At 57.6% G+C, this 22,288-nt stretch carries 22 protein-coding genes; 14 read left to right on the plus strand and 8 right to left on the minus strand.

Annotated elements, in window-relative coordinates; translation table 11 throughout:
• Window positions 1-43: 43 nt before the first annotated feature.
• From hemY to hemC, 4 genes are read right to left on the minus strand one after another with little or no spacing between them, the layout of a single operon-like run.
• Window positions 44-1,243, minus strand: coding sequence for a protoheme IX biogenesis protein HemY (gene hemY, locus ACJ69_RS17990; RefSeq protein WP_054829707.1), 1,200 nt, complete (start codon window positions 1,241-1,243; stop codon window positions 44-46).
• A gap of 2 nt (window positions 1,244-1,245) precedes the next feature.
• Complete coding sequence (hemX, locus tag ACJ69_RS17995) at window positions 1,246-2,436, minus strand: uroporphyrinogen-III C-methyltransferase (protein ID WP_054829708.1); 1,191 nt, start codon at window positions 2,434-2,436, stop codon at window positions 1,246-1,248.
• A 20-nt stretch (window positions 2,437-2,456) separates the two neighbouring features.
• Entirely contained in the window at window positions 2,457-3,197 is a 741-nt protein-coding gene (hemD, locus tag ACJ69_RS18000; protein ID WP_047647002.1) for a uroporphyrinogen-III synthase, read from the minus strand.
• Window positions 3,194-4,135 carry a hydroxymethylbilane synthase gene (gene hemC, locus ACJ69_RS18005; protein ID WP_059347446.1) on the minus strand — a complete coding sequence of 314 codons (942 nt, stop codon included), beginning with the start codon at window positions 4,133-4,135 and terminating at the stop codon, window positions 3,194-3,196. Before hemC ends, hemD begins: the two co-directional genes overlap by 4 nt.
• A 350-nt stretch (window positions 4,136-4,485) precedes the next feature.
• Here hemC and cyaA point away from each other — a divergent pair, with 350 nt between their 5' ends.
• Window positions 4,486-7,029, plus strand: a complete 2,544-nt coding sequence (gene cyaA / locus ACJ69_RS18010) for a class I adenylate cyclase (protein ID WP_023309629.1) — start codon at window positions 4,486-4,488, stop codon at window positions 7,027-7,029.
• Window positions 7,030-7,124: 95 nt separating this feature from the next.
• On the opposite strand, the gene cyaY is transcribed toward cyaA, so the two are convergent.
• Entirely contained in the window at window positions 7,125-7,445 is a 321-nt protein-coding gene (gene cyaY / locus ACJ69_RS18015; RefSeq protein WP_023333807.1) for an iron donor protein CyaY, read from the minus strand.
• A gap of 135 nt (window positions 7,446-7,580) precedes the next feature.
• Here cyaY and lptM point away from each other — a divergent pair, with 135 nt between their 5' ends.
• The 8 genes from lptM to corA all read left to right on the plus strand — a co-directional run bounded on the left by lptM (window position 7,581) and on the right by corA (window position 14,541).
• Window positions 7,581-7,784: an LPS translocon maturation chaperone LptM gene (gene lptM, locus ACJ69_RS18020; protein WP_054829709.1), complete on the plus strand. Its 204-nt coding sequence runs from the start codon at window positions 7,581-7,583 to the stop codon at window positions 7,782-7,784.
• 35 nt (window positions 7,785-7,819) lie between these two features.
• The gene (gene dapF, locus ACJ69_RS18025; protein WP_008501545.1) at window positions 7,820-8,644 is read left to right on the plus strand and encodes a diaminopimelate epimerase; all 825 of its coding nucleotides are present in this window, start codon (window positions 7,820-7,822) and stop codon (window positions 8,642-8,644) included.
• Window positions 8,641-9,348 (plus strand): DUF484 domain-containing protein, encoded by a 708-nt coding sequence (locus ACJ69_RS18030; RefSeq protein ID WP_023309626.1) that lies wholly within the window; start codon window positions 8,641-8,643, stop codon window positions 9,346-9,348. The genes dapF and ACJ69_RS18030 overlap by 4 nt, the downstream gene beginning before the upstream one ends.
• Window positions 9,345-10,247, plus strand: coding sequence for a tyrosine recombinase XerC (gene xerC / locus ACJ69_RS18035; protein ID WP_059347447.1), 903 nt, complete (start codon window positions 9,345-9,347; stop codon window positions 10,245-10,247). The genes ACJ69_RS18030 and xerC overlap by 4 nt, the downstream gene beginning before the upstream one ends.
• Window positions 10,247-10,963, plus strand: coding sequence for a 5-amino-6-(5-phospho-D-ribitylamino)uracil phosphatase YigB (gene yigB, locus ACJ69_RS18040; RefSeq protein ID WP_059347448.1), 717 nt, complete (start codon window positions 10,247-10,249; stop codon window positions 10,961-10,963). Before xerC ends, yigB begins: the two co-directional genes overlap by 1 nt.
• A 107-nt stretch (window positions 10,964-11,070) precedes the next feature.
• On the plus strand, window positions 11,071-13,233 hold the full coding sequence (gene uvrD / locus ACJ69_RS18045) for a DNA helicase II (protein ID WP_033146899.1): 2,163 nt from the start codon (window positions 11,071-11,073) through the stop codon (window positions 13,231-13,233).
• 149 nt (window positions 13,234-13,382) lie between these two features.
• A complete protein-coding gene (gene ysgD / locus ACJ69_RS25780) occupies window positions 13,383-13,439 on the plus strand; it encodes a YsgD/CorL family protein (protein WP_212743980.1) in 57 nt (18 codons plus the stop codon).
• Window positions 13,440-13,590: 151 nt separating this feature from the next.
• Window positions 13,591-14,541 carry a magnesium/cobalt transporter CorA gene (gene corA, locus ACJ69_RS18050; RefSeq protein WP_008501540.1) on the plus strand — a complete coding sequence of 317 codons (951 nt, stop codon included), beginning with the start codon at window positions 13,591-13,593 and terminating at the stop codon, window positions 14,539-14,541.
• 83 nt (window positions 14,542-14,624) lie between these two features.
• Here corA and rarD read toward each other — a convergent pair whose 3' ends face one another.
• Both rarD and yigI read right to left on the minus strand, forming a co-directional pair.
• On the minus strand, window positions 14,625-15,521 hold the full coding sequence (gene rarD / locus ACJ69_RS18055; protein WP_023309622.1) for an EamA family transporter RarD: 897 nt from the start codon (window positions 15,519-15,521) through the stop codon (window positions 14,625-14,627).
• A gap of 51 nt (window positions 15,522-15,572) precedes the next feature.
• The gene (yigI, locus tag ACJ69_RS18060) at window positions 15,573-16,040 is read right to left on the minus strand and encodes an acyl-CoA thioesterase YigI (protein ID WP_008501538.1); all 468 of its coding nucleotides are present in this window, start codon (window positions 16,038-16,040) and stop codon (window positions 15,573-15,575) included.
• A gap of 163 nt (window positions 16,041-16,203) precedes the next feature.
• Between yigI and pldA the strand changes: the two genes are divergently transcribed.
• The 3 genes from pldA to rhtC all read left to right on the plus strand — a co-directional run bounded on the left by pldA (window position 16,204) and on the right by rhtC (window position 19,675).
• A complete protein-coding gene (gene pldA, locus ACJ69_RS18065; RefSeq protein ID WP_023333803.1) occupies window positions 16,204-17,073 on the plus strand; it encodes a phospholipase A in 870 nt (289 codons plus the stop codon).
• Between the two features lie 90 nt (window positions 17,074-17,163).
• A complete protein-coding gene (gene recQ / locus ACJ69_RS18070; protein WP_029741834.1) occupies window positions 17,164-18,993 on the plus strand; it encodes an ATP-dependent DNA helicase RecQ in 1,830 nt (609 codons plus the stop codon).
• Window positions 18,994-19,054: 61 nt separating this feature from the next.
• On the plus strand, window positions 19,055-19,675 hold the full coding sequence (rhtC, locus tag ACJ69_RS18075) for a threonine export protein RhtC (RefSeq protein ID WP_010426287.1): 621 nt from the start codon (window positions 19,055-19,057) through the stop codon (window positions 19,673-19,675).
• Here rhtC and rhtB read toward each other — a convergent pair.
• Window positions 19,672-20,292: a homoserine/homoserine lactone efflux protein gene (gene rhtB, locus ACJ69_RS18080; protein ID WP_059347449.1), complete on the minus strand. Its 621-nt coding sequence runs from the start codon at window positions 20,290-20,292 to the stop codon at window positions 19,672-19,674. The genes rhtC and rhtB overlap by 4 nt on opposite strands.
• A gap of 110 nt (window positions 20,293-20,402) precedes the next feature.
• Here rhtB and pldB point away from each other — a divergent pair, with 110 nt between their 5' ends.
• Entirely contained in the window at window positions 20,403-21,395 is a 993-nt protein-coding gene (gene pldB / locus ACJ69_RS18085; protein ID WP_059347450.1) for a lysophospholipase L2, read from the plus strand.
• 31 nt (window positions 21,396-21,426) lie between these two features.
• Window positions 21,427-22,227 (plus strand): sugar/pyridoxal phosphate phosphatase YigL, encoded by an 801-nt coding sequence (gene yigL / locus ACJ69_RS18090; protein ID WP_054829711.1) that lies wholly within the window; start codon window positions 21,427-21,429, stop codon window positions 22,225-22,227.
• The last annotated feature ends 61 nt before the right edge of the window (window positions 22,228-22,288 follow it).

A 22,288-nucleotide genomic window follows, 5' to 3' on the forward strand; every position in this document is an offset into this window, starting at 1 on the left:
AGAAAGGCGATAAAAAAAGGAGACCCGCTGGCCTCCTTTTTATTTACTGCTGCGTACCGTTATTTTGCAGCGTTAGCAGCAACCCATCACGACGCATGGCGGCTGCCTCTTCCGGCTTATGCTGCTTGTCCAGCGTATCGGCAAGCCACGCGTAGTCAAACGCGTCCGGACGCTGTTTCAGCGCCGCGCGGAAGGAGAGGCTCGCCTCCTGCCATTCTCCGTGCTTCATCAGCGACTGACCAAGCGTGCTCCACAGCAGCGGGCGGTCACCGACGGTTTTAATCTGATGACGCAGCACTTTTTCGATTTGCTCAGGATTATTGGTTTTCAGGCGCGGGATCACCATCACCAGACGATCGTCATACTGGCGCTTCAGGCCGTCGAGGAGGATCTCCTGAGCCGTGTCATGATCGTCACATTCAATAAGATGTTCCGCCATGGCGACCTGCAGAGGAACCTGCTGACGCGTCTTACGGCTCTGATTCTTCCACCACGTTTTCAGACCGTCGCTGCCCAGGTCGGCGCGCGCCTGATCCATCAGGCCAATCCATGCCAGACGCTGAAGCTCATCACGATGTTCATCGTCACCCACCTCGGCCTTCGCCATTGACGGAATGATGTCCAGCAGTGAACCCCAGGCGCCGGTACGAATATACGCCTGCTCGGCAAGACGCAGCACTTCCGGATGACGTGGCGCAACTTCCAGCAGGCGATCGATACCGTGACGCGCCGCGTGATTTTCATTGCGCGCCAGCTGCAGGCGAACGCGCGTGATTTCTACCGGAATCGGGTCGCCATGAGCCAGCTCTGCCGCCCGCTCCAGATGCTGATTGGCGCGGGCTTCGTCACCGCGCTGCTGCGCCGCTTCGGCAGCGAGCAGATAATTAACCACCGGCTGTTCGGCATGATCGGCGTTTTTCGACATCAGCTTTTCAACCTGCTGATAGTCACCCTCGGCAAGCTTAAGCAGCGCCTGTTCGGTCTGCTTACGGGCGCGGCGGCGCTTGCGGCCAACGAACCAGCCGCGCGTGTGGGCACCGGTGCGGAAAATGCGGCGCAGGATCCACTCGATCGCAAACAGCACCACCACGCCGAGGATCAGAATGATCGTCAGGCCGGTTACGCTGGTTTCAATGTTGTAGTTATCGGTCTGGATCAGGACGTAACCCTGATGACCCGCAAGCATAGGTCCCAGCACGATCCCGGCGATCAGCAGGATGAAGAGTAAGAGGACTTTAAGCATCATTACTCTCCTTGTGGTGCGCTTTCAGGCGCTGGAGCCGGAGCCGCTTCGCCCGACGGCTCTGCCGGCACGCCCGGTTGCGCCAGCAGGTTACGTACGCGCGTCTGCATCAGTTTCTCCAGAATCGGCTGGCTGGCCAGCTTATCCGGCACGTTCATGGTGATGTTCTGCTGGCTCAGCTTATCAATGTCTTCGAGGAAGGCGGTGGTCGTCGCATCATCGGTGTTGTAGTAGGCGCGTACCCACGTTGAAACGTTATCCAGCGCCTGTTTATAGATCTCTTCCTGATGACGCGGCACGGCCTGAGCCGCTACCAGCAGGCGGGAACGGATGTTCTCGCGCAGATAGATATCCTGGTTCGGCGCCAGCAGCGGCACGGCGGTTTCGTCGCGACGGCGGATAGTGATGAAGCTGTCCATAAAGTTCTGCCAGCTTTTCTGCAGGTTTATGCGCCATTCGCTCAGGGAGCTGGAAAGCTCGGTACCGTCGGAATCCATCGGGGAGTCGTCGTCGTTGTTATCCGCCAGCTGCAGGTTATCAATCTGATTCGACAGCTGGTTCACCTTAAGGATAATGCCGTCGTAATCCACCTGCGAGACGGCGGAGAGGCTGGCGATGTCCTCGGTGATCGCGCGACGGGCCGTGATAAGGCTCGGGTCGTTCATGTCTGCCAGGCTCGCGTCGGCGCTTTTCAGCAGCGCGGCGGCAGTGGTGACGTCCTGATCGCTCCAGAGCTTACGTCCGGCGAGCTTCACCAGGAAGTCAGCCTGCGAGAGCAGCCAGGTTTTGGCATCGGTACCGGAAATCGTGGCGACTTTCTGCTGCACGTCGCCCAGCTGTTTGGTCAGCTCTTCCTGTTTGCTGTTCGCCTCGGCAAGCGCGGCGGCCTGCTGCTTAATCACCGCTTCCAGCTCGGTTTTCTGCGTCTCCTGCGCTTTTTGCAGGGCGGTGAGCTGATTCACCAGCGCGTCGCTGGTGGACGTTTGATTAGCACCCTGTTGCTTCACCAGACCGTACAGGCCAACCCCTGCTGCCAGCGCAATGGCAATGGCAATCGCGCTCAGCGCGAGGCTCGTTTTGTTGCTGCCGTTTTTCTTCTCAGCGGTTTTCTCTGTCGTCTCTGGCTGTGGCGTCGTCTCCACAGTCTCCCTGGTCTCTTCAACCACGGCGGAGGATTTGTCGTGTTCCGTCATTATGGCTTCCCATTTGAGAGTTATTGTAATGCGCGCAGCAGCGCATCGTTGTCGGCGTTATCAGCGATCCGAATATCCTGCCAGCCCAGTTCCCGGGCCTGGTTCGCCAGACGCTCACTGACGACTAAAAGCCGACAGCGGAGTAACCAGTTTTCGCGATACCAGAGCGGTATCAGCGACCAAAGCTGTTGTAACATTTCACCGCTGGTGACCACCAGCGTATTAATGCCGCGCGCGTGCCAGCGCATCGCCTCTTCCGCGCCATCGTAGTGTTTTGCACAGCGCTGATAGCACTCAATGAACGTTACGTCTGCACCACGTTCACGCAGCGTTTCGCCCAACAGTTCGCGGCCACCATTACCGCGCAAAATGAGCGCACGCTTTCCGGCAATAGTTTGTAATTCAGGTAATTGTAGCAAGACTTCGCTGATTTCCCGATCTAACGGGTAACGAACGTCCGCGCTGCTTACGGTATGCAGCGCCAGTGCCGTTGTGCGGCCAATCGCGAAATAGCGGGGGGCGGTTGGCCAGGCCAAACCCTGCTGTTGCAGCTGCGCGTGGGCAAATTCCACGGCATGTTGCGACAGCGCAAACAGCAGGTCGCCTTCCTGAAGGGTATTCATCTGGTCGGCGAGCGCAGAGAGCTCCCGACCGGGGGAGAATTCAATGAGCGGAAAACTCCAGGCCACCTGCCCCAGTGCGCGCAGACGGCTCACTAACTGCTCTCCTGCGGGAGAAGGGCGGGTGACGAGAATACTCATGCAGGGGGCTCTCCATTATAAACGTCAGCCAGAATCTCGCGGGCGCCGTTATCCAGCAGTTCTTCCGCCAGCGACACGCCAAGCTGCTCGGCATCTTGCGCTTTACCGCGACGTTCGCCGCGTACCATCTGCGAACCGTCCGGAGCGCCCACCAGCGCGCGCAGCCACAGTTCACCTTCTGTTAATTCAGCATAGCTGCCAATCGGTACCTGGCATCCCCCTTCGAGGCGGGTATTCATCGCACGCTCGGCTTTTACGCGGATAGCGGTCTCGTCATGGTTCAGCGGTGCGAGCAGTTCGCGGGTACGCGCATCGTCCAGACGGCACTCGATGCCGACGGCACCCTGGCCCACGGCCGGGAGCGACAGCTCTGGCGGCAACGCCACGCGAATGCGCGACTCCAGCCCCAGACGCTTAAGGCCGGCAACGGCGAGGATAATGGCATCGTAATCGCCGTTATCCAGCTTGCCCAGGCGCGTGCCGACGTTACCGCGCAGCGAGCGAATGATCAGGTCAGGACGGCGCTCTGCCAGCTGACACTGACGGCGTAAACTGGACGTGCCAACCACGCTACCCTTCGGCAGCGCGTCGAGCGAGTCATAGTGGTTAGAGACAAACGCATCGCGCGGATCTTCGCGCTCGCAGATGGTCACCAGCCCCAGCCCTTCCGGGAACTCGACGGGCACGTCTTTCATTGAATGTACGGCGATATCGGCGCGGTTCTCAAGCAATGCCAGTTCCAGCTCTTTGACAAACAGGCCTTTGCCGCCCACTTTCGCCAGGGGCGTATCGAGGATCACGTCACCGCGCGTGACCATCGGCACCAGCTCGACGCGCAATCCACTGTGGCAGGCTTCAAGGCGCTGCTTCACATAATGTGCCTGCCAGAGCGCGAGAGGGCTTTGGCGTGTGGCAATTCTCAAAACATTGTCTAACATGCTTGTTACCGTCATTATCAATCGCTAACCATCCTAACATTGTTGACTCTGGGATGGCAGTTTTACGGTTGATGAAGCGTGAGAGGGACAAGGCGGCGTATTCGTCAGCCATAGCCGTATTCAGGAATTTACACGTACAGAACGGTGCTACACTTGTATGTAGCGCATCTTTCTTTACGGTCAACCGGCAAGGTGTTAAATTGATCACGTTTTAGACCATTTTTTCGTCGCTACCACCAAAAATGATAAGGGCGAAAAAGGGTAACGGTTATCTTTTTGAAATACTGCGGGTCCGCTGTTATTCGTGTTTTGAATAGCTTGCGACACCCGGAAACATCAGGCGATACGTCTTGTACCTCTATATTGAGACTCTGAAACAGAGACTGGATGCCATTAATCAACTGCGTGTGGATCGCGCGCTTGCTGCCATGGGCCCTGCTTTCCAGCAGGTATACAGTCTGCTGCCGACATTATTGCACTATCACCATCCGCTGATGCCTGGCTACCTTGACGGTAACGTTCCCCAGGGCATTTGCCTTTTCACGCCTGATGAAACTCAACAGCATTACCTCAACGAACTGGAACTCTACCGCGGCATGCCGCCACAAGAGTCTCCAAAAGGTGAACTGCCGATTACCGGCGTTTACTCTATGGGGAGCACCTCATCGGTAGGGCAAAGCTGTTCTTCGGACCTGGACATCTGGGTCTGCCATCAGTCCTGGCTCGATAACGACGAGCGTCAGCTGCTGCAGCGCAAGTGCAGCCTGCTGGAGAGCTGGGCGGCCTCGCTCGGCGTGGAAGTAAGCTTCTTCCTGATTGATGAAAACCGTTTCCGCCATAACGAAAGCGGCAGTCTGGGTGGTGAGGACTGCGGCTCGACTCAGCACATCTTACTGCTGGATGAATTTTACCGTACTGCCGTGCGTCTGGCCGGGAAGCGTATTCTGTGGAATATGGTCCCTTGCGAAGAAGAAGAGCATTACGATGACTACGTCATGTCGCTTTACGCGCAGGGCGTACTGACGCCAAACGAATGGCTGGACCTCGGCGGTCTGAGCTCTCTGTCAGCCGAAGAATACTTTGGCGCAAGCCTCTGGCAGCTCTATAAAAGTATCGACTCACCGTACAAAGCGGTGCTGAAAACGCTGCTGCTGGAAGCCTATTCCTGGGAATACCCCACGCCGCGCCTGCTGGCGAAAGATATTAAGCAGCGTCTGCACGACGGGGAGATCGTCTCCTTCGGGCTGGACGCCTACTGCATGATGCTGGAGCGCGTGACCGAATACCTGAAAGCCATTGATGACACCACGCGTCTTGACCTGGTGCGCCGATGTTTCTATCTCAAAGTCTGTGAGAAATTGAGCCGCGAGCGCGCCTGCGTGGGCTGGCGTCGTGAAGTGGTCAGTCAGTTAGTGAAAGAGTGGGGATGGGACGAAGCGCGTCTGTCCATGCTCGACAACCGGGCCAACTGGAAAATCGATCAGGTGCGTGAAGCGCACAACGAACTGCTCGATGCGATGATGCAAAGCTACCGTAACCTGATCCGCTTTGCGCGCCGTAACAACCTCAGCGTTTCCGCCAGCCCGCAGGACATTGGGGTATTAACCCGCAAGCTGTATGCCGCGTTTGAAGCGCTGCCGGGTAAAGTCACCCTTGTTAACCCGCAGATTTCGCCAGACCTGTCAGAACCGAATCTGACCTTTATCTATGTGCCGCCGGGCCGCGCAAACCGCACCGGGTGGTATCTGTATAACCGTGCGCCAAGCATGGACTCAATCATCAGCCATCAGCCGCTGGAGTATAACCGCTACCTGAACAAGCTGGTGGCCTGGGCCTGGTTTAACGGCCTGCTGACCTCGCGCACGCGCCTGTTTATCAAAGGCAACGAGGTGGTTGATCTCGCTAAGCTGCAGGAGATGGTCGCGGATGTGTCGCACCACTTCCCGCTGCGTCTGCCTGCCCCAACGCCGAAAGCGCTCTACAGCCCGTGCGAAATTCGCCATCTGGCGATTATCGTCAACCTGGAATACGACCCGACGGCGGCCTTCCGCAATCAGGTGGTTCATTTTGACTTCCGCAAGCTGGACGTCTTCAGCTTTGGCGAGCAGCAAAACTGCCTGGTGGGCAGCGTGGATCTGCTGTACCGCAACTCGTGGAACGAAGTGCGTACCCTGCATTTCAACGGCGAGCAGGCGATGATCGAAGCGCTGAAAACCATTCTCGGCAAGATGCACCAGGATGCCGCACCGCCTGACAGCGTTGAGGTGTTCTGCTACAGCCAGCACCTGCGCGGTTTAATTCGTACCCGAGTGCAGCAGCTGGTTTCTGAGTGTATCGAACTGCGTCTCTCCAGTACCCGCCAGGAAACCGGACGCTTTAAAGCGCTGCGCGTCTCCGGCCAGACCTGGGGCCTGTTCTTCGAACGTCTGAACGTGTCGGTACAGAAACTGGAAAACGCCATCGAGTTCTACGGCGCGATTTCACATAACAAGCTGCATGGCCTGTCGGTGCAGGTGGAAACCAACCACGTTAAGCTGCCGCAGGTGGTGGACGGATTCGCCAGCGAAGGGATTATTCAGTTCTTCTTTGAAGAGTCGGGCGACGATGCCGGGTTCAACATCTACATTCTGGATGAAACCAACCGCGCCGAGGTGTATCACCACTGTGAAGGCAGTAAAGAGGAGCTGGTGCGCGACGTCAGCCGCTTCTACTCCTCTTCGCACGACCGTTTCACCTACGGCTCAAGCTTTATCAACTTTAACCTGCCGCAGTTCTACCAGATTGTGAACGTCGACGGTCGTACGCAGGTGATCCCGTTCCGCACCCAGGCCGTAACGCCTGCCGCGCCTGCCAATCAGGACACCGCGCCGCTGTTGCAGCAGTATTTCTCCTGAGCCTTTTCGCTCGCCCGGTGGCGGCTACGCCTTACCGGGCCTACAACAACTCGAACCCGTAGGCCGGGTAAGCGCAGCGCCACCCGGCACCAAAACTATCTGAAACTCACAGCCTCACCCGCCTGCGCGGTCGCCGCCTGTTCCAGCAGATCCCAGAACGGTACGCCGCTGCGGTCGCAAACCCATTCCCCGTCCTTCAGATCGAAATGATAGCCGCCCTGTTTCGCGGCCAGCCACACCTGGTGAAGCGGCTCCTGGCGGTTAATAATTATTTTGCTGCCATTTTCGAAGCTCAGGGTCAGAATGCCGCCGTTGATTTCACAATCGATATCGCTGTCGCCGTCCCAGTCGTCAAGACGCTCTTCGATGGTCATCCACAGGTTGTCGGCAAGGCGATGGAATTCACTGTCGTTCATGGTTTTGTTCCTGTTTTTCGTGATGCCGGCAGTATAACCCTAAATAATTCCCGTTGCAGGAAAGCGGCAAACTCTTGCTTTTGTGTCTTCTCCTGCGATGATAGAAACAGATTTGAACTTACGAGCAACTTTATAATGAAAAACGTCTTCCGAACGCTTGCCGTTCTCATCACGCTGTTTAGCCTGACTGGTTGTGGACTGAAAGGACCGCTGTACTTCCCGCCAGAGGATAAAACCGCGCCGCCGCCGACGAAACCCGTACAAAGCGGCATTGAGTCTAGCACGCCAAATACTAACGACCGTGGCGACAACGGTGGCCCGACTCAGGTTAATCTCTGACGACAACGTTCTGTACCCGCGCAATGGAGCAAATGATGCAGTTCTCTAAAATGCATGGCCTTGGCAACGATTTTATGGTCGTCGACGCGGTAACGCAGAATGTGTTTTTCTCCCCGGAACTGATCCGTCGCCTGGCGGATCGGCATCTGGGCGTGGGGTTCGATCAGCTGCTGGTGGTCGAGCCACCGTACGATCCCGACCTCGATTTTCACTACCGTATTTTTAACGCGGACGGCAGCGAAGTTAACCAGTGCGGCAACGGCGCGCGCTGTTTTGCCCGCTTTGTCCGCCTGAAAGGGCTGACCAACAAGCGTGATATTCGCGTCAGCACGGCCAATGGCCGCATGGTGCTCAGCGTCACCGATGATGAGCTGGTGCGCGTGAATATGGGCGAGCCTAACTTCGAGCCCTCCGTCGTGCCGTTTCGCGCAAACAAAGCGGAAAAGACCTATATTATGCGTGCGGCCGAGCAGACAGTATTGTGCGGCGTCGTCTCAATGGGTAACCCACACTGCGTGATTCAGGTTGATGATGTGGAAACCGCCGCGGTCGAAACGCTCGGCCCGGTACTGGAAAGCCACGAACGTTTCCCGGAGCGCGCGAACATCGGCTTTATGCAGGTGGTGAAGCGCGAGCACATTCGCCTGCGGGTTTACGAGCGCGGCGCGGGCGAGACTCAGGCCTGCGGAAGCGGCGCCTGTGCTGCGGTGGCCGTGGGCATCTCTCAGGGGTTACTGGCAGAAGAGGTTCGCGTGGAGTTACCGGGCGGTCGGCTTGATATCGCCTGGAAAGGACCGGGTCATCCACTGTATATGACTGGCCCGGCGGCACATGTCTATGACGGGTTTATCCATCTATGAAACAACCAGGGGAAGAACTGCAGGAAACAGTGACGGAACTGGACGACAGAGCTGTTGTTGATTATCTGCTGCGCAATCCTGAGTTTTTTATTCGCAATGCACGCGTCGTCGAAGAGATGCGCGTGCCGCATCCGGTTCGCGGGACCGTGTCGCTGGTCGAATGGCACATGGCGCGCTCGCGCAACCACATCAATCAGCTAGAAGAGAACATGACGCTGCTGATGGAGCAGGCCAGCACCAACGAAAGCCTGTTCTATCGTCTGCTGCATCTGCAGGCGCGTCTGGCGTCGGCGCACAGCCTTGACGAGTTCCTCAGCCGCTTCCACCGCTGGGCTCGCGAGCTGGGGCTGGCGGGCGCAACGATTCGTCTTTTCCCTGACCGCTGGCGCATTGGCGCACCGTCGGGGTTCACCCATCTGGCGCTCAGCCGTCAGGCGTTTGAACCGCTGCGCATTCAGCGTCTGGGCCATGAGCACCACTATCTGGGGCCGCTGAACGGGCCTGAGCTGCTGGTGGTGTTACCGGAAGCCAAAGCGATTGGCTCGGTGGCGATGTCGCTGATGGGGCGCGATGGCGATCTGGGTGTCATGTTATTTACCAGCCGCGATGCGCATCACTATGAGCAGGGGCAAGCCACGCACCTGCTGCAGGAGATCGCCCTGATGCTGCCCGAGCTGCTGGAGCGCTGGATTGAGCGCGTATGACGGCCGGACTGCTCGCCACTGACGTCTCGCGCTTTCTGCGCTATCTGGGCGTGGAGCGTCAGCTTAGCCCCATTACCCTGCTCAACTACCAGCGTCAGCTTGATGCCATCATGCAGATTGCCGACGAAATCGGCCTGAAAAGCTGGCAACAATGTGACGCTGCGACGGTACGCGGGTTCGTCGTGCGTAGCCGTAAAAAAAATCTCAGCCCGGCAAGCCTGGCGCTCAGGCTCTCAGCGCTGCGCAGTTTCTTCGACTGGCTGGTCAGCCAGGGGGCCTTAAAAGCCAACCCGGCAAAGGGGATCGCCACGCCGAAAGCGCCGCGCCATCTGCCTAAAAATATCGACGTTGACGACGTAAACCGCCTGCTGGATATCGACCTTAACGATCCGCTCGCCGTGCGCGACCGCGCGATGCTGGAGGTGATGTACGGTGCCGGGCTGCGTCTGTCCGAGCTGGTTAATCTTGATATCAAACACCTCGATCTGGAGTCCGGTGAAGTGTGGGTGATGGGCAAGGGCAGCAAAGAGCGCCGCCTGCCGATTGGCCGCAATGCGGTTTCCTGGATTGAGCACTGGCTTGACCTGCGCGGGCTGTTTGGCAGCGAAGAGGATGCGCTGTTCCTGTCGAAGCTCGGCAAACGGATCTCGGCGCGTAACGTCCAGAAGCGCTTTGCGGAGTGGGGCATTAAGCAGGGGCTGAACAGCCACGTTCACCCGCACAAGCTGCGCCACTCCTTTGCGACACACATGCTTGAGTCGAGCGGCGATCTGCGCGGCGTGCAGGAACTGCTTGGCCACGCAAATCTGTCGACCACTCAAATCTATACCCACTTAGACTTCCAACACCTTGCCTCGGTGTATGACGCGGCGCATCCACGCGCCAAACGGGGGAAATAATGCGTTTTTACCGCCCACTTGGTCAGATCTCAGCCCTGACGTTTGACCTTGATGACACCCTTTACGACAACCGCGAGGTGATTCTGCGTACCGAGCAGGAGTCGCTGGCGTTTGTGCAGAACTACCATCCCGCGCTGAAAGCGATACAGAACAAGGACTTTCAGAAGCTGCGTCAGTCCCTGCGGGAGACCGAGCCGGACATTTACCACGACGTGACCGAATGGCGTCGTCGTGCGGTTGAGCAGGCGATGCTCAATGCTGGCCTGAGCGCGCAGGATGCGGCCATCGGTGCCGAAGCGGCCATGGAAAACTTCGCCAAATGGCGCAGCCGTATCGACGTGCCGCAGGAGACTCACGACACGCTGGCGAAGCTTGCCGAAAAGTGGCCGCTGGTGGCCATCACCAACGGCAATGCACAGCCCGAGCTGTTTGGCCTTAGCGATTACTTTGAATTTGTGCTGCGCGCAGGCCCGCACGGGCGTGCGAAGCCGTTCAGCGATATGTACCATCTGGCGGCGGATAAGCTTAACCTGCCGCTGGGTAACATTCTGCACGTGGGGGATGACCTGACCACGGACGTGGCCGGTGCTATCCGCTGCGGGATGCAGGCCTGCTGGATCAAGCCGGAAAATGCGGAGCTGATGACCTCAACCGACAGCCGTCTTCTGCCGCACGTGGAAATTTCACGGTTGGCATCCCTCACGACGCTGATATAATCACCAGTAATATTGTATAAATTACCAGGGGTTTGCAGTTGTAGGCCCGGTAAGCGAAGCGCCACCGGGCGCTTCGCTGTGTTCCTGAATACTATGTGACGGTGCCAATGGACGTTTCTTACCTGCTCGACAGCCTTAATGACAAACAGCGTGACGCGGTTGCCGCCTCGCGCACCAACATGCTGGTGCTGGCTGGGGCGGGCAGTGGTAAGACGCGCGTGCTAGTTCACCGTATCGCCTGGCTGCAGAGCGTGGAGAACTGCTCCCCGTACTCCATCATGGCGGTGACGTTTACCAACAAGGCGGCAGCAGAGATGCGCCACCGTATCGCCCAGCTGATGGGCACCAGCCAGGGCGGCATGTGGGTTGGCACCTTCCACGGTCTGGCGCACCGCCTGCTGCGCGCGCACCATATGGACGCTAACCTGCCGCAGGATTTCCAGATCCTCGACAGCGAAGACCAGCTCCGCTTGCTGAAGCGCCTGATTAAGGCGATGAACCTCGACGAGAAGCAGTGGCCGCCGCGTCAGGCGATGTGGTACATCAACGGCCAGAAGGACGAGGGGCTGCGCCCGCACCACATTCAGAGCTTCGGCAACCCGGTCGAGCAGACCTGGCAGAACGTTTACAAGGCCTATCAGGAAGCGTGCGATCGCGCCGGCCTGGTGGATTTTGCCGAGCTGCTGCTGCGCGCCCACGAGCTGTGGCTCAACAAGCCGCACATCCTGCAGCACTACCGCGAACGCTTCACCAATATCCTGGTGGACGAATTCCAGGATACCAACAACATCCAGTACGCGTGGATCCGCCTGCTGGCCGGTGATACCGGCAAGGTGATGATCGTGGGCGACGACGATCAGTCGATTTACGGCTGGCGCGGGGCGCAGGTGGAGAACATTCAGCGCTTCCTCAACGATTTCCCCGGCGCGGAAACCATCCGTCTGGAGCAGAACTACCGCTCAACCAGCAACATCCTGAGCGCGGCCAACGCCCTGATTGAAAACAACAACGGGCGTCTGGGTAAAAAGCTGTGGACCGACGGCGTCGACGGCGAACCGATTTCGATTTACTGCGCCTTCAACGAGCTCGACGAAGCCCGCTTCGTGGTGAACCGCATAAAAACCTGGCAGGACAACGGCGGCGCGCTGGAGCAGTGCGCCATTCTCTACCGCAGCAACGCCCAGTCGCGCGTGCTGGAAGAGGCGCTCCTGCAGGTGAGCATGCCGTACCGCATTTACGGTGGTATGCGCTTCTTCGAACGTCAGGAAATCAAAGATGCGCTGTCGTATCTGCGCCTCATTGCGAACCGTAACGACGACGCGGCGTTTGAACGCGTGGTCAATACGCCGACCCGCGGGATTGGCGACCGCACGCTGGACGTGGTGCGTCAGGCCTCGCGCGATCGCCAGCTGACGCTGTGGCAGGCGTGCCGCGAGCTGCTGCAGGAAAAAGCCCTCGCCGGACGTGCCGCCAGCGCATTACAGCGCTTCCTTGAGCTGATTGACGCTCTTGCGCAGGAAACCGCCGACATGCCGCTGCACGTGCAGACCGACCGGGTGATTAAAGACTCCGGCCTGCGCACCATGTACGAGCAGGAAAAAGGCGAGAAGGGCCAGACCCGTATTGAGAACTTAGAGGAGCTGGTCACGGCAACGCGCCAGTTCAGCTACAACGAAGAAGACGAAGACCTGATGCCGCTGCAGGCGTTCCTCTCCCACGCCGCGCTGGAAGCGGGCGAAGGGCAGGCCGACACCTGGCAAGATGCGGTTCAGCTGATGACCCTGCACTCCGCCAAAGGCCTGGAGTTCCCGCAGGTATTTATCGTCGGGATGGAAGAGGGGATGTTCCCGAGCCAGATGTCGCTGGATGAAGGCGGCCGTCTGGAAGAGGAACGTCGTCTGGCCTACGTGGGCGTGACGCGCGCGATGCAAAAGCTGACGCTAACCTACGCCGAAACCCGCCGTCTGTACGGTAAAGAGGTCTATCACCGTCCGTCGCGCTTTATCGGCGAACTGCCGGAGGAGTGCGTGGAAGAGGTGCGTCTGCGGGCGAGCATCAGCCGTCCGGTCAGCCATCAGCGCATGGGCTCGCCGATTGCGGAAACCGACACCGGCTACAAGCTGGGCCAGCGCGTGCGCCATTCGAAGTTTGGCGAAGGCACTATTGTGAATCTGGAAGGCAGCGGCGAGCACAGCCGCCTGCAGGTAGCGTTCCAGGGGCAGGGGATCAAATGGCTGGTGGCGGCCTATGCGAAGCTGGAAACAGTCTAACATTCAGAAAAATATCATTATTTTGTAATAATCTGCTAGCCTTATACAGTGAAGGTCAATTAATGCCCTTCAGCGTTCCGTTGCGTGTTGACGCCACAGTTATAGCTGGCGTAACATGCGCGCACGATTACGCTAAGAGGACATTCGCCTTGGACACACCCAGTAGATACTGGCTCAATTCCCTGTCATCCAGGAACAACTCCTAAGGCTATCTCCTCTTGCTGATGGCCTTAGTGGTTGTCAGCGACCTGCATTATTCCCGTCGCGCTGAGTCAGGCTGTTTAATGGTCTGAAACCCAATTTGTTTCTGTGTGCCCACCGAACTGTCCGATATTTTTTGCATTGGGAGTCCCGGTCATGTTGAGCGCATTTCAACTCGAAAATAACCGACTGACTCGGCTTGAAGCCGAAGAGTCACAGCCCCTCATTGATGCCGTATGGGTGGATCTGGTCGAGCCGGACGACGATGAACGCCTTCGCGTACAATCTGAACTGGGGCAAAGCCTGGCAACCCGCCCGGAACTGGAAGACATCGAAGCATCCGCGCGTTTTTTTGAAGACGAAGACGGTCTGCATATTCACTCCTTCTTCTTCTTTGAAGATGCGGAAGACCACGCGGGTAACTCCACCGTGGCGTTTACCATTCGCGACGGCCGTCTGTTTACCCTGCGCGAGCGCGAGCTGCCGGCATTCCGCCTCTACCGCATGCGCGCCCGCAGCCAGGCAATGGTGGACGGTAACGCTTACGAGCTGCTGCTCGATCTGTTCGAGACCAAAATTGAACAGCTGGCGGACGAAATCGAAAACATCTACAGCGATCTGGAAAAGCTGAGCCGCGTGATCATGGAAGGCCATCAGGGCGATGAGTACGACGAAGCGCTCTCCACGCTGGCGGAGCTGGAAGATATCGGCTGGAAGGTGCGCTTGTGTCTGATGGATACCCAGCGCGCGCTGAACTTCCTTGTGCGCAAGGCGCGTCTGCCGGGCGGTCAGCTGGAGCAGGCGCGGGAAATTTTACGAGATATCGAATCCCTGCTGCCGCACAACGAATCTCTGTTCCAGAAGGTGAACTTCCTGATGCAGGCGGCGATGGGCTTTATCAACATCGAGCAGAACCGCATCATCAAGATCTTCTCGGTAGTGTCCGTGGTGTTCCTGCCGCCGACGCTGGTGGCGTCCAGCTACGGGATGAACTTTGAGTTTATGCCGGAGCTGAAATGGAGCTTTGGTTACCCGGGGGCGATTATCTTTATGATCCTCGCGGGGCTGGCGCCGTATCTGTACTTTAAGCGCCGGAACTGGCTGTAAAAATCTGGCGGGTGGCGCTGCGCTTACCCGCCCTACGATCGAATTCCCTCTCCCTGTGGGAGAGAGTTAGGGTGAGGGCAACATCACAGCCCTTTGCGCACCCTGCGCTGGGTATAAATCGCATCCGCAACAAAGATTGCCAGAGCCACCCAGATAAAAGCGAACGTCACCATCTTATCCGCCCCCGGCACCTCACCGTAAAACACCACCGCCAGCAGGAACATCAGCGTCGGGCCAATGTACTGGAAGAAGCCCAGCGTGGAGAGACGCAGACGCGTCGCGGCACCGGTGAAGCACAGCAGTGGAATGGTGGTCACCACGCCCGCCGCCATCAGCATCAGGTTCAGCGACCACGGGTTGCTGCCCATATGGCTGGTGGCGCTGTCGGCGATGCCGAAGAGATAAATCGCCGCCACGGGCAGCAGCCACAGGGTTTCAAACAGCATCCCCGTCTGCGCTTCCACCGCAATCTTCTTACGCACCAGGCCGTAGAACGCAAAGCTGAACGCCAGGCCGAGGGCAATAATCGGCAGCGAGCCGAAGGTCCAGAGCTGCACCAGTACGCCGCAGAAGGCCAGAATCACCGCCACCCACTGCATCCGGCGGAAGCGCTCACCGAGGAAAATCATCCCCAGCACGATATTCACCAGCGGGTTAATGAAGTATCCCAGGCTCGCTTCGAGCATGTGATGATTATTCACCGCCCAGATAAACAGCAGCCAGTTGCCGCCAATCAGCACCGCTGAGAGCGCCAGCAGGAAAATCTTTTTCGGGGTTTGCAGCAGCGTTTTGACGCCCGACCACTGACGGCTGAGGCTCATCAGCGCAATCATAAAGAAGAATGACCAGATAACGCGGTGAGTCAGGATCTCATCGGCCGGAACGTAGGCGATAAGCTTGAAATACGCCGGGGCGATACCCCAAATAAAATAAGCGGCAAGGGCGAGTAAAACGCCCTGCCGCGTCTGTTTAGCATCCATCGGGAAAATCCGTTACAAAAAAGTGAATTAATTTTACCCGATTTTGCCGCCTCAACCCACCATATAAGTGGCGGTTGCGCTGGCGATATACACCTGTTCTTCGTTGTGTAATTCAACGCGCGCCACGGCAACTTTATTTCCCGCGCGCAGCAGGCTGCTGGTACAGGTAAAGCGATTTCCGCGCCCCGGGCGAAGATAGTCGACGCGCAAATCAATGGTGCCCATACGCGCCAGACGCTGGCGGAGTTCGTCTTCGTTGATGGTGTCATGGCGGGTCAGCGTACTGCCCACGCAGACCAGACCTGCCGCCACGTCCAGCGCGGAGGCAATCACGCCGCCGTGCAAAATACTTTGCGCCCAGTTACCTACCATCATGGGCTGGTTGTTGAAGCTCAGCTGGGCAAAATCTTTCTCGTAACGCTCCAGCTCCAGTCCCAGCGCGCGGTTAAACGGCATATGGTAAACAAAAATCTCGCCCACGAGTTTTAACACTTCTTCGGCGGTAAGCATGGCTGACATGAGGCATCACATCCTTATTGTTAACGAAATGTTGATTTTATGCCTCAGCAACAAGGAATTCCACTTTCAGAAACGAGGATGCAGCAGTTGTCGCAGAAGTCTGTAGAATGTTCGCCACATAACTATTCAGCTAATTTTACTCTTTTGCAGGAGAACACCACCGATGCGGACGTATCTGGCCTGGTTACTGGCGGCGGTTGCGCTGCCCCTCACAGCATATGCGCAGGAAGCGACGATCAAAGAGGTGCATGATAAACCTGCCGTTCACGGTAGCATTATCGCGAACCTTCTTCAGGAGCATGACAATCCGTTCACGCTCTATCCGTATGACACCAACTACGTAATTTATACCCAGACCAGCGATCTCAACAAAGAGGCGATAAGCTCCTATAACTGGTCTGATAATGCGCGTAAAGATGAGGTGAAGTTCCAGCTCAGCCTCGCGTTCCCGTTCTGGCGCGGTATTCTGGGGCCGAACTCGGTGCTTGGAGCGTCTTACACCCAGAAATCCTGGTGGCAGCTCTCTAACAGCGGAGAGTCCTCGCCGTTCCGTGAAACCAACTATGAGCCGCAGCTGTTCCTCGGTTTTGCAACGGATTATGAGTTTGCGGGCTGGACGCTGCGTGACGTCGAAGTGGGCTTTAACCACGATTCCAACGGTCGCTCTGACCCGACATCCCGCAGCTGGAACCGCGCCTATACGCGTCTGATGGCGCAGAACGGTAACTGGATGGTGGAAGTGAAGCCGTGGTATGTGGTGGGCGAAACCGATGATAACCCGGATATCACCAAATATATGGGCTACTACCAGCTCAAAGTCGGCTATCAGTTGGGGGATGCCGTGCTCAGCGCCAAAGGCCAGTACAACTGGAACACCGGTTACGGCGGTGCGGAAGTGGGCTTAAGCTATCCAATGACGAAGCATGTCCGCATCTATACTCAGGTGTACAGCGGTTACGGCGAGTCGCTTATCGATTACAACTTCAACCAGACCCGCGTCGGCGTGGGCGTGATGCTGAACGATATTCTCTAGGCTGTTCGAATGTTTTTGCGTTAAACGTTGAAGTTTCTTTCTCAGGCGCTGAAAATAGCGCCTGTTTCATTTCTGGCATATGGGGTTAACGTGGCGCAGGCGGAAGTATTGAATCAGGAGTCGCTGGCTAAACAGGTTTTGCATGAAACCTTTGGCTACCAGCAGTTCCGCCCCGGCCAGGAAACCATCATTGAAACGGTGCTGGAAGGTCGTGATTGCCTGGTGGTGATGCCGACCGGCGGCGGTAAGTCCCTCTGTTATCAGGTGCCCGCGCTGGTGCTTAACGGCCTGACGGTCGTGGTATCCCCTCTCATTTCTCTGATGAAAGACCAGGTTGACCAGCTGCTCGCCAACGGCGTGGCGGCAGCCTGTCTTAACTCCACGCAAACCCGGGAGCAGCAGCAAGAGGTGATGGCCGGGTGCCGCACCGGGCAGATCCGCCTGCTGTATATCGCGCCGGAACGCCTGATGCTGGATAACTTCCTCGATCACCTGGCGCACTGGAACCCGGTGCTGCTGGCGGTAGATGAAGCGCACTGTATTTCCCAGTGGGGACACGATTTCCGCCCGGAATACGCTGCCCTCGGCCAGCTGCGTCAGCGCTTCCCCGAGCTGCCGTTTATGGCGCTTACCGCCACGGCGGATGACACCACGCGGCTGGATATCGTTCGCCTGCTCGGGCTGAACGACCCCTATATTCAGGTCAGCAGCTTCGACCGCCCAAACATCCGCTATATGCTGATGGAAAAGTTCAAGCCGCTGGATCAGCTCCTGCGCTACGTCCAGGAGCAGCGCGGGAAGTCCGGCATCATCTACTGCAACAGCCGTGCGAAGGTGGAAGACACTGCCGCGCGTCTGCAAAATCGTGGCTTTAGCGCCGCCGCGTATCATGCCGGGTTAGAGAACCACATCCGCGCCGACGTGCAGGAAAAATTCCAGCGTGACGACCTGCAAATCGTCGTCGCGACGGTGGCGTTCGGAATGGGCATTAACAAGCCCAACGTGCGCTTTGTGGTGCATTTCGACATCCCGCGCAATATCGAATCCTACTATCAGGAAACCGGCCGCGCCGGGCGTGACGGTCTGCCTGCGGAAGCGATGCTGTTTTACGATCCGGCCGATATGGCGTGGCTGCGCCGCTGTCTGGAAGAGAAACCGCAGGGACAGCTGCAGGATATCGAGCGCCACAAGCTCAACGCGATGGGCGCGTTTGCCGAAGCGCAAACCTGCCGTCGTCTGGTGCTGCTCAACTACTTTGGTGAAGGGCGCCAGGAGCCGTGCGGCAACTGCGATATCTGCCTCGATCCGCCAAAGCAGTACGATGGCCTGATGGACGCGCGTAAGGCGCTCTCGACCATTTACCGTGTGAATCAACGCTTCGGGATGGGCTACGTGGTGGAGGTGCTGCGCGGCGCCAATAACCAGCGTATCCGCGATATGGGCCACGACAAGCTGCCGGTTTACGGTATTGGCAAGGAGCAGAGCCACGAGCACTGGGTGAGTATCATTCGCCAGCTGATCCACCTCGGCTTCGCCACGCAGAACATTGCCCAGCACTCCGCCCTGCAGCTGACCGAGGCGGCGCGTCCGGTCCTGCGCGGAGACGTCGAACTCAAGCTCGCCGTACCGCGCGTCATCGCCCTGAAGCCGCGCGTGATGCAGAAATCCTACGGCGGCAACTACGACCGCAAGCTGTTCGCCAAACTGCGCAAGCTGCGTAAAGCCATCGCTGATGAAGAAAACATCCCGCCTTACGTGGTGTTTAACGACGCGACGCTGATCGAGATGGCCGAGCAAATGCCGCTCAGCGCCAGCGAGATGCTCAGCGTCAACGGCGTGGGAACGCGCAAGCTGGAGCGCTTCGGTAAAGAGTTTATGGCGCTCATCCGCTCTCACGCCGATGGTGATGATGAGGAGTAGTCAGCCGGGCGAAAAAGTGCCAGGATGATGACTCACTAAATTATTTCCTCGCGAGCTAATTATGTTAATGCTATTTCTCACCGTGGCGTTAGTGCACATCGTTGCGCTGATGAGCCCCGGCCCGGACTTTTTCTTCGTATCACAAACGGCCGTCAGCCGCTCCCGCAAAGAGGCGATGATGGGCGTGCTCGGTATCACCATGGGCGTTATGGTCTGGGCGGCCGTTGCGCTGCTCGGTCTGAACCTTATCCTGGCGAAGATGGCCTGGCTGCATAACATCATTATGGTCGGCGGCGGTCTGTACCTGTGCTGGATGGGCTACCAGATGCTGCGCGGGGCGCTGAAGAAAGAAGAGAAAAAGCCGGAAGAGCCAAAGGTGGAGCTGGCAACGGGCGGCCGCAGCTTTGTAAAAGGGCTGCTGACCAATCTGGCGAACCCGAAAGCCATTATCTATTTCGGCTCGGTGTTCTCGCTGTTTGTCGGCGATAGCGTCGGCGCGGGCGCACGCTGGGGAATCTTCCTGCTGATCGTCGTTGAAACCTTTGCCTGGTTTACCATCGTGGCCAGCCTGTTTGCCTTACCGGCGATGCGCCGCGGCTATCAGCGTATCGCGAAGTGGATTGACGGCTTCGCCGGCGCGCTGTTCGCCGGCTTCGGCATTCATCTCATCATTTCTCGCTAAGCATGACGCGCTGACGCAAGCAGCGCGCCAACCAGCATAAACAGCGAGCCAAAGACTTTATTCAGGGCCTTCATCTGCTTAGGCCCTTTAATCCACGCCGCAATTCGCTGTGCCAGCGTCGCGTAACCAATCATCACGATGATATCGACGATAACGGTGGTCGCGCCCAGCACCACGTACTGCATCACCTGGGGCTGATGCGGAACGATAAACTGCGGGAACAGCGCGGCGAGGAAAACGATGCTCTTCGGGTTGGTCAGGTTGACGAACACTGCGCGCTTAAACAGATGGCCGCGGTTTTGCGTCTGAGCCAGCGTATTCAGGTTGATGGAGCCTGCCGCGCGCCACTGCTGGATGCCGAGCCAAATCAGATACGCTGCGCCGGCCCATTTCAGCACCTCAAAGGCCAGCACGGAGCGGGAGAACAGGGTCCCCAGACCGATCCCGACCAGCACAATATGAATGCCCAGCCCGGTCTGCAAACCGGCAATCGACGCCGCCGCACCGCGATAGCCGTGATTGATGGAGGTGGTCATGGTGTTAATAGCCCCAGAGCCCGGAGAAAGGCTGAGGATAATGGATGTCAGCAGGTAGGCGAACCACCATTCGAAGGTCATTTGAAACTCCCGAACCGTCTATTTTTATGCCACAATACGCTATTATTGAGTCATTTTGTGACCGGTGACGAAAAAAACGATATTCCCTGGATTACGTGAGTGGAAACCCAATGTTTCAGCAGAAAAAGGACTGGGAAACACGAGAAAACGCTTTTGCTGCTTTCTCTATGGGGCCGCTGACCGATTTCTGGCGGCAGCGTGAGGAAGATGAGTTTACGGGCGTCGGGGGCATCCCGGTGCGTTTCGTTCGTTTCCGAAATGAAGAAAATGACCGGGTGATTGTGGTCTGCCCCGGGCGTATTGAAAGCTACGTTAAATACGCCGAGCTGGCCTATGACCTGGTCCATATGGGGTTCGATGTCCTGATCATCGACCATCGTGGACAGGGGCTGTCCGGACGTATGCTGCCGGACACGCACCGTGGGCACGTCGATCGCTTCAGCGATTACGTCGACGATTTTGCCGCGTTCTGGCAGCAGGACGTTCAGCCCGGCCCCTGGCGCAAGCGGTATATTCTTGCGCACTCCATGGGCGGCGCCATTTCGACGCTGTTTTTGCAGCGTTATGCGCACGAGTGCGACGCCATTGCGCTCACCGCGCCGATGTACGGTATCGTCATCCGTTTTCCTGACTGGATGGTGCGCCATCTTCTTGACTGGGCTGAGGGCCATCAGCGCATTCGTGAAGGTTATGCCATTGGCACAGGACGCTGGCGCGCGCTGCCGTTCGCCATCAACGTCTTAACCCATAGCCGGCAGCGTTATCGCCGCAATCTGCGCTTTTATGCCGATGAACCGCGCTTGCGCGTCGGCGGCCCGACCTGGCACTGGGTGCGGGAGGGGATTCTGGCCGGTGAGCAGGTGCTGGCGGGCGTAGGCGATGATGACACGCCGACGCTTCTGATCCAGGCGGAAGAAGAGCGTGTGGTGGATAACCGCATGCATGACCGCTATTGTGAACTGCGCGCTGCAGCCGGTCACCCTTGTGAAGGGGGTAAACCGCTGGTCATTAACGGCGCGTTCCATGAGATCCTTTTTGAAAAGGACGCTATGCGCTCAGTCGCGCTCAACGCCATTGTTGAATTTTTCAACAGGCATAATTGATTCTTGTTTTCCACCAGAGGTTGAAATCCCTATGTACCAGGTTGTTGCATCTGATTTAGATGGCACGCTGCTTTCCCCCGACCACACCCTAACGCCTTACGCGAAAGAGACCTTAAAACTCCTGACTGCCCGTGGCGTGAACTTTGTGTTCGCCACCGGCCGCCACCACGTGGACGTGGGGCAGATCCGCGATAATCTTGAGATCAAATCGTACATGATCACCTCCAACGGTGCGCGCGTGCATGATACCGACGGCAACCTGATCTTTACCCACAATCTGGATCGCGATATTGCCGCCGATCTGTTCGGCGTGGTGCATAACAACCCGGCTATCGTTACTAACGTTTACCGCGACGACGACTGGTTTATGAACCGCCACCGCCCGGATGAAATGCGTTTCTTCAAGGAAGCGGTATTCAACTACTCCCTTTACGAACCGGGCCTGCTGGAGCCGGAAGGGATCAGCAAGGTGTTCTTCACCTGTGACAGCCACGAAGAGCTGCTCCCGCTGGAACAGGCGATCAACGCCCGCTGGGGCGATCGCGTCAACGTGAGCTTCTCAACCCTGACCTGTCTGGAAGTAATGGCGGGTGGCGTCTCCAAAGGTCACGCGCTGGAAGCGGTTGCGAAACGTCTGGGCTTCGGGCTGAAAGACTGTATCGCCTTCGGTGACGGCATGAACGACGCCGAGATGCTTTCGATGGCGGGCAAGGGCTGCATCATGCAGAACGCGCACCAGCGTCTGAAGGATCTGCACCCTGAGCTGGAAGTGATTGGTTCTAACGCTGACAACGCGGTACCGAAGTATCTGCGTAAACTGTTCCTTGAATAATCTTCATTCGGTTGTTTATTGCTCAGTTGTCAACTAAAGAGTTCGCTACAATGCCTCTCCT

This window comes from Enterobacter asburiae (assembly GCF_001521715.1).
Lineage (GTDB): Bacteria > Pseudomonadota > Gammaproteobacteria > Enterobacterales > Enterobacteriaceae > Enterobacter > Enterobacter asburiae.

Bases quoted from the DNA above. Each gene is read 5' to 3' on its own strand.
- rarD (WP_023309622.1), bottom strand. From the start codon at position 15,521: ATGGATGCTAAACAGACGCGGCAGGGCGTTTTACTCGCCCTTGCCGCT.
- cyaY (WP_023333807.1), bottom strand. From the start codon at position 7,445: ATGAACGACAGTGAATTCCATCGCCTTGCCGACAACCTGTGGATGACC.
- hemD (WP_047647002.1), bottom strand. From the start codon at position 3,197: ATGAGTATTCTCGTCACCCGCCCTTCTCCCGCAGGAGAGCAGTTAGTG.
- xerC (WP_059347447.1), top strand. From the start codon at position 9,345: ATGACGGCCGGACTGCTCGCCACTGACGTCTCGCGCTTTCTGCGCTAT.
- pldB (WP_059347450.1), top strand. From the start codon at position 20,403: ATGTTTCAGCAGAAAAAGGACTGGGAAACACGAGAAAACGCTTTTGCT.
- pldA (WP_023333803.1), top strand. From the start codon at position 16,204: ATGCGGACGTATCTGGCCTGGTTACTGGCGGCGGTTGCGCTGCCCCTC.
- hemX (WP_054829708.1), bottom strand. From the start codon at position 2,436: ATGACGGAACACGACAAATCCTCCGCCGTGGTTGAAGAGACCAGGGAG.
- hemY (WP_054829707.1), bottom strand. From the start codon at position 1,243: ATGCTTAAAGTCCTCTTACTCTTCATCCTGCTGATCGCCGGGATCGTG.
- hemC (WP_059347446.1), bottom strand. From the start codon at position 4,135: ATGTTAGACAATGTTTTGAGAATTGCCACACGCCAAAGCCCTCTCGCG.
- rhtB (WP_059347449.1), bottom strand. From the start codon at position 20,292: ATGACCTTCGAATGGTGGTTCGCCTACCTGCTGACATCCATTATCCTC.
- dapF (WP_008501545.1), top strand. From the start codon at position 7,820: ATGCAGTTCTCTAAAATGCATGGCCTTGGCAACGATTTTATGGTCGTC.
- corA (WP_008501540.1), top strand. From the start codon at position 13,591: ATGTTGAGCGCATTTCAACTCGAAAATAACCGACTGACTCGGCTTGAA.
- yigI (WP_008501538.1), bottom strand. From the start codon at position 16,040: ATGTCAGCCATGCTTACCGCCGAAGAAGTGTTAAAACTCGTGGGCGAG.
- uvrD (WP_033146899.1), top strand. From the start codon at position 11,071: ATGGACGTTTCTTACCTGCTCGACAGCCTTAATGACAAACAGCGTGAC.
- ACJ69_RS18030 (WP_023309626.1), top strand. From the start codon at position 8,641: ATGAAACAACCAGGGGAAGAACTGCAGGAAACAGTGACGGAACTGGAC.
- yigL (WP_054829711.1), top strand. From the start codon at position 21,427: ATGTACCAGGTTGTTGCATCTGATTTAGATGGCACGCTGCTTTCCCCC.
- yigB (WP_059347448.1), top strand. From the start codon at position 10,247: ATGCGTTTTTACCGCCCACTTGGTCAGATCTCAGCCCTGACGTTTGAC.
- lptM (WP_054829709.1), top strand. From the start codon at position 7,581: ATGAAAAACGTCTTCCGAACGCTTGCCGTTCTCATCACGCTGTTTAGC.
- rhtC (WP_010426287.1), top strand. From the start codon at position 19,055: ATGTTAATGCTATTTCTCACCGTGGCGTTAGTGCACATCGTTGCGCTG.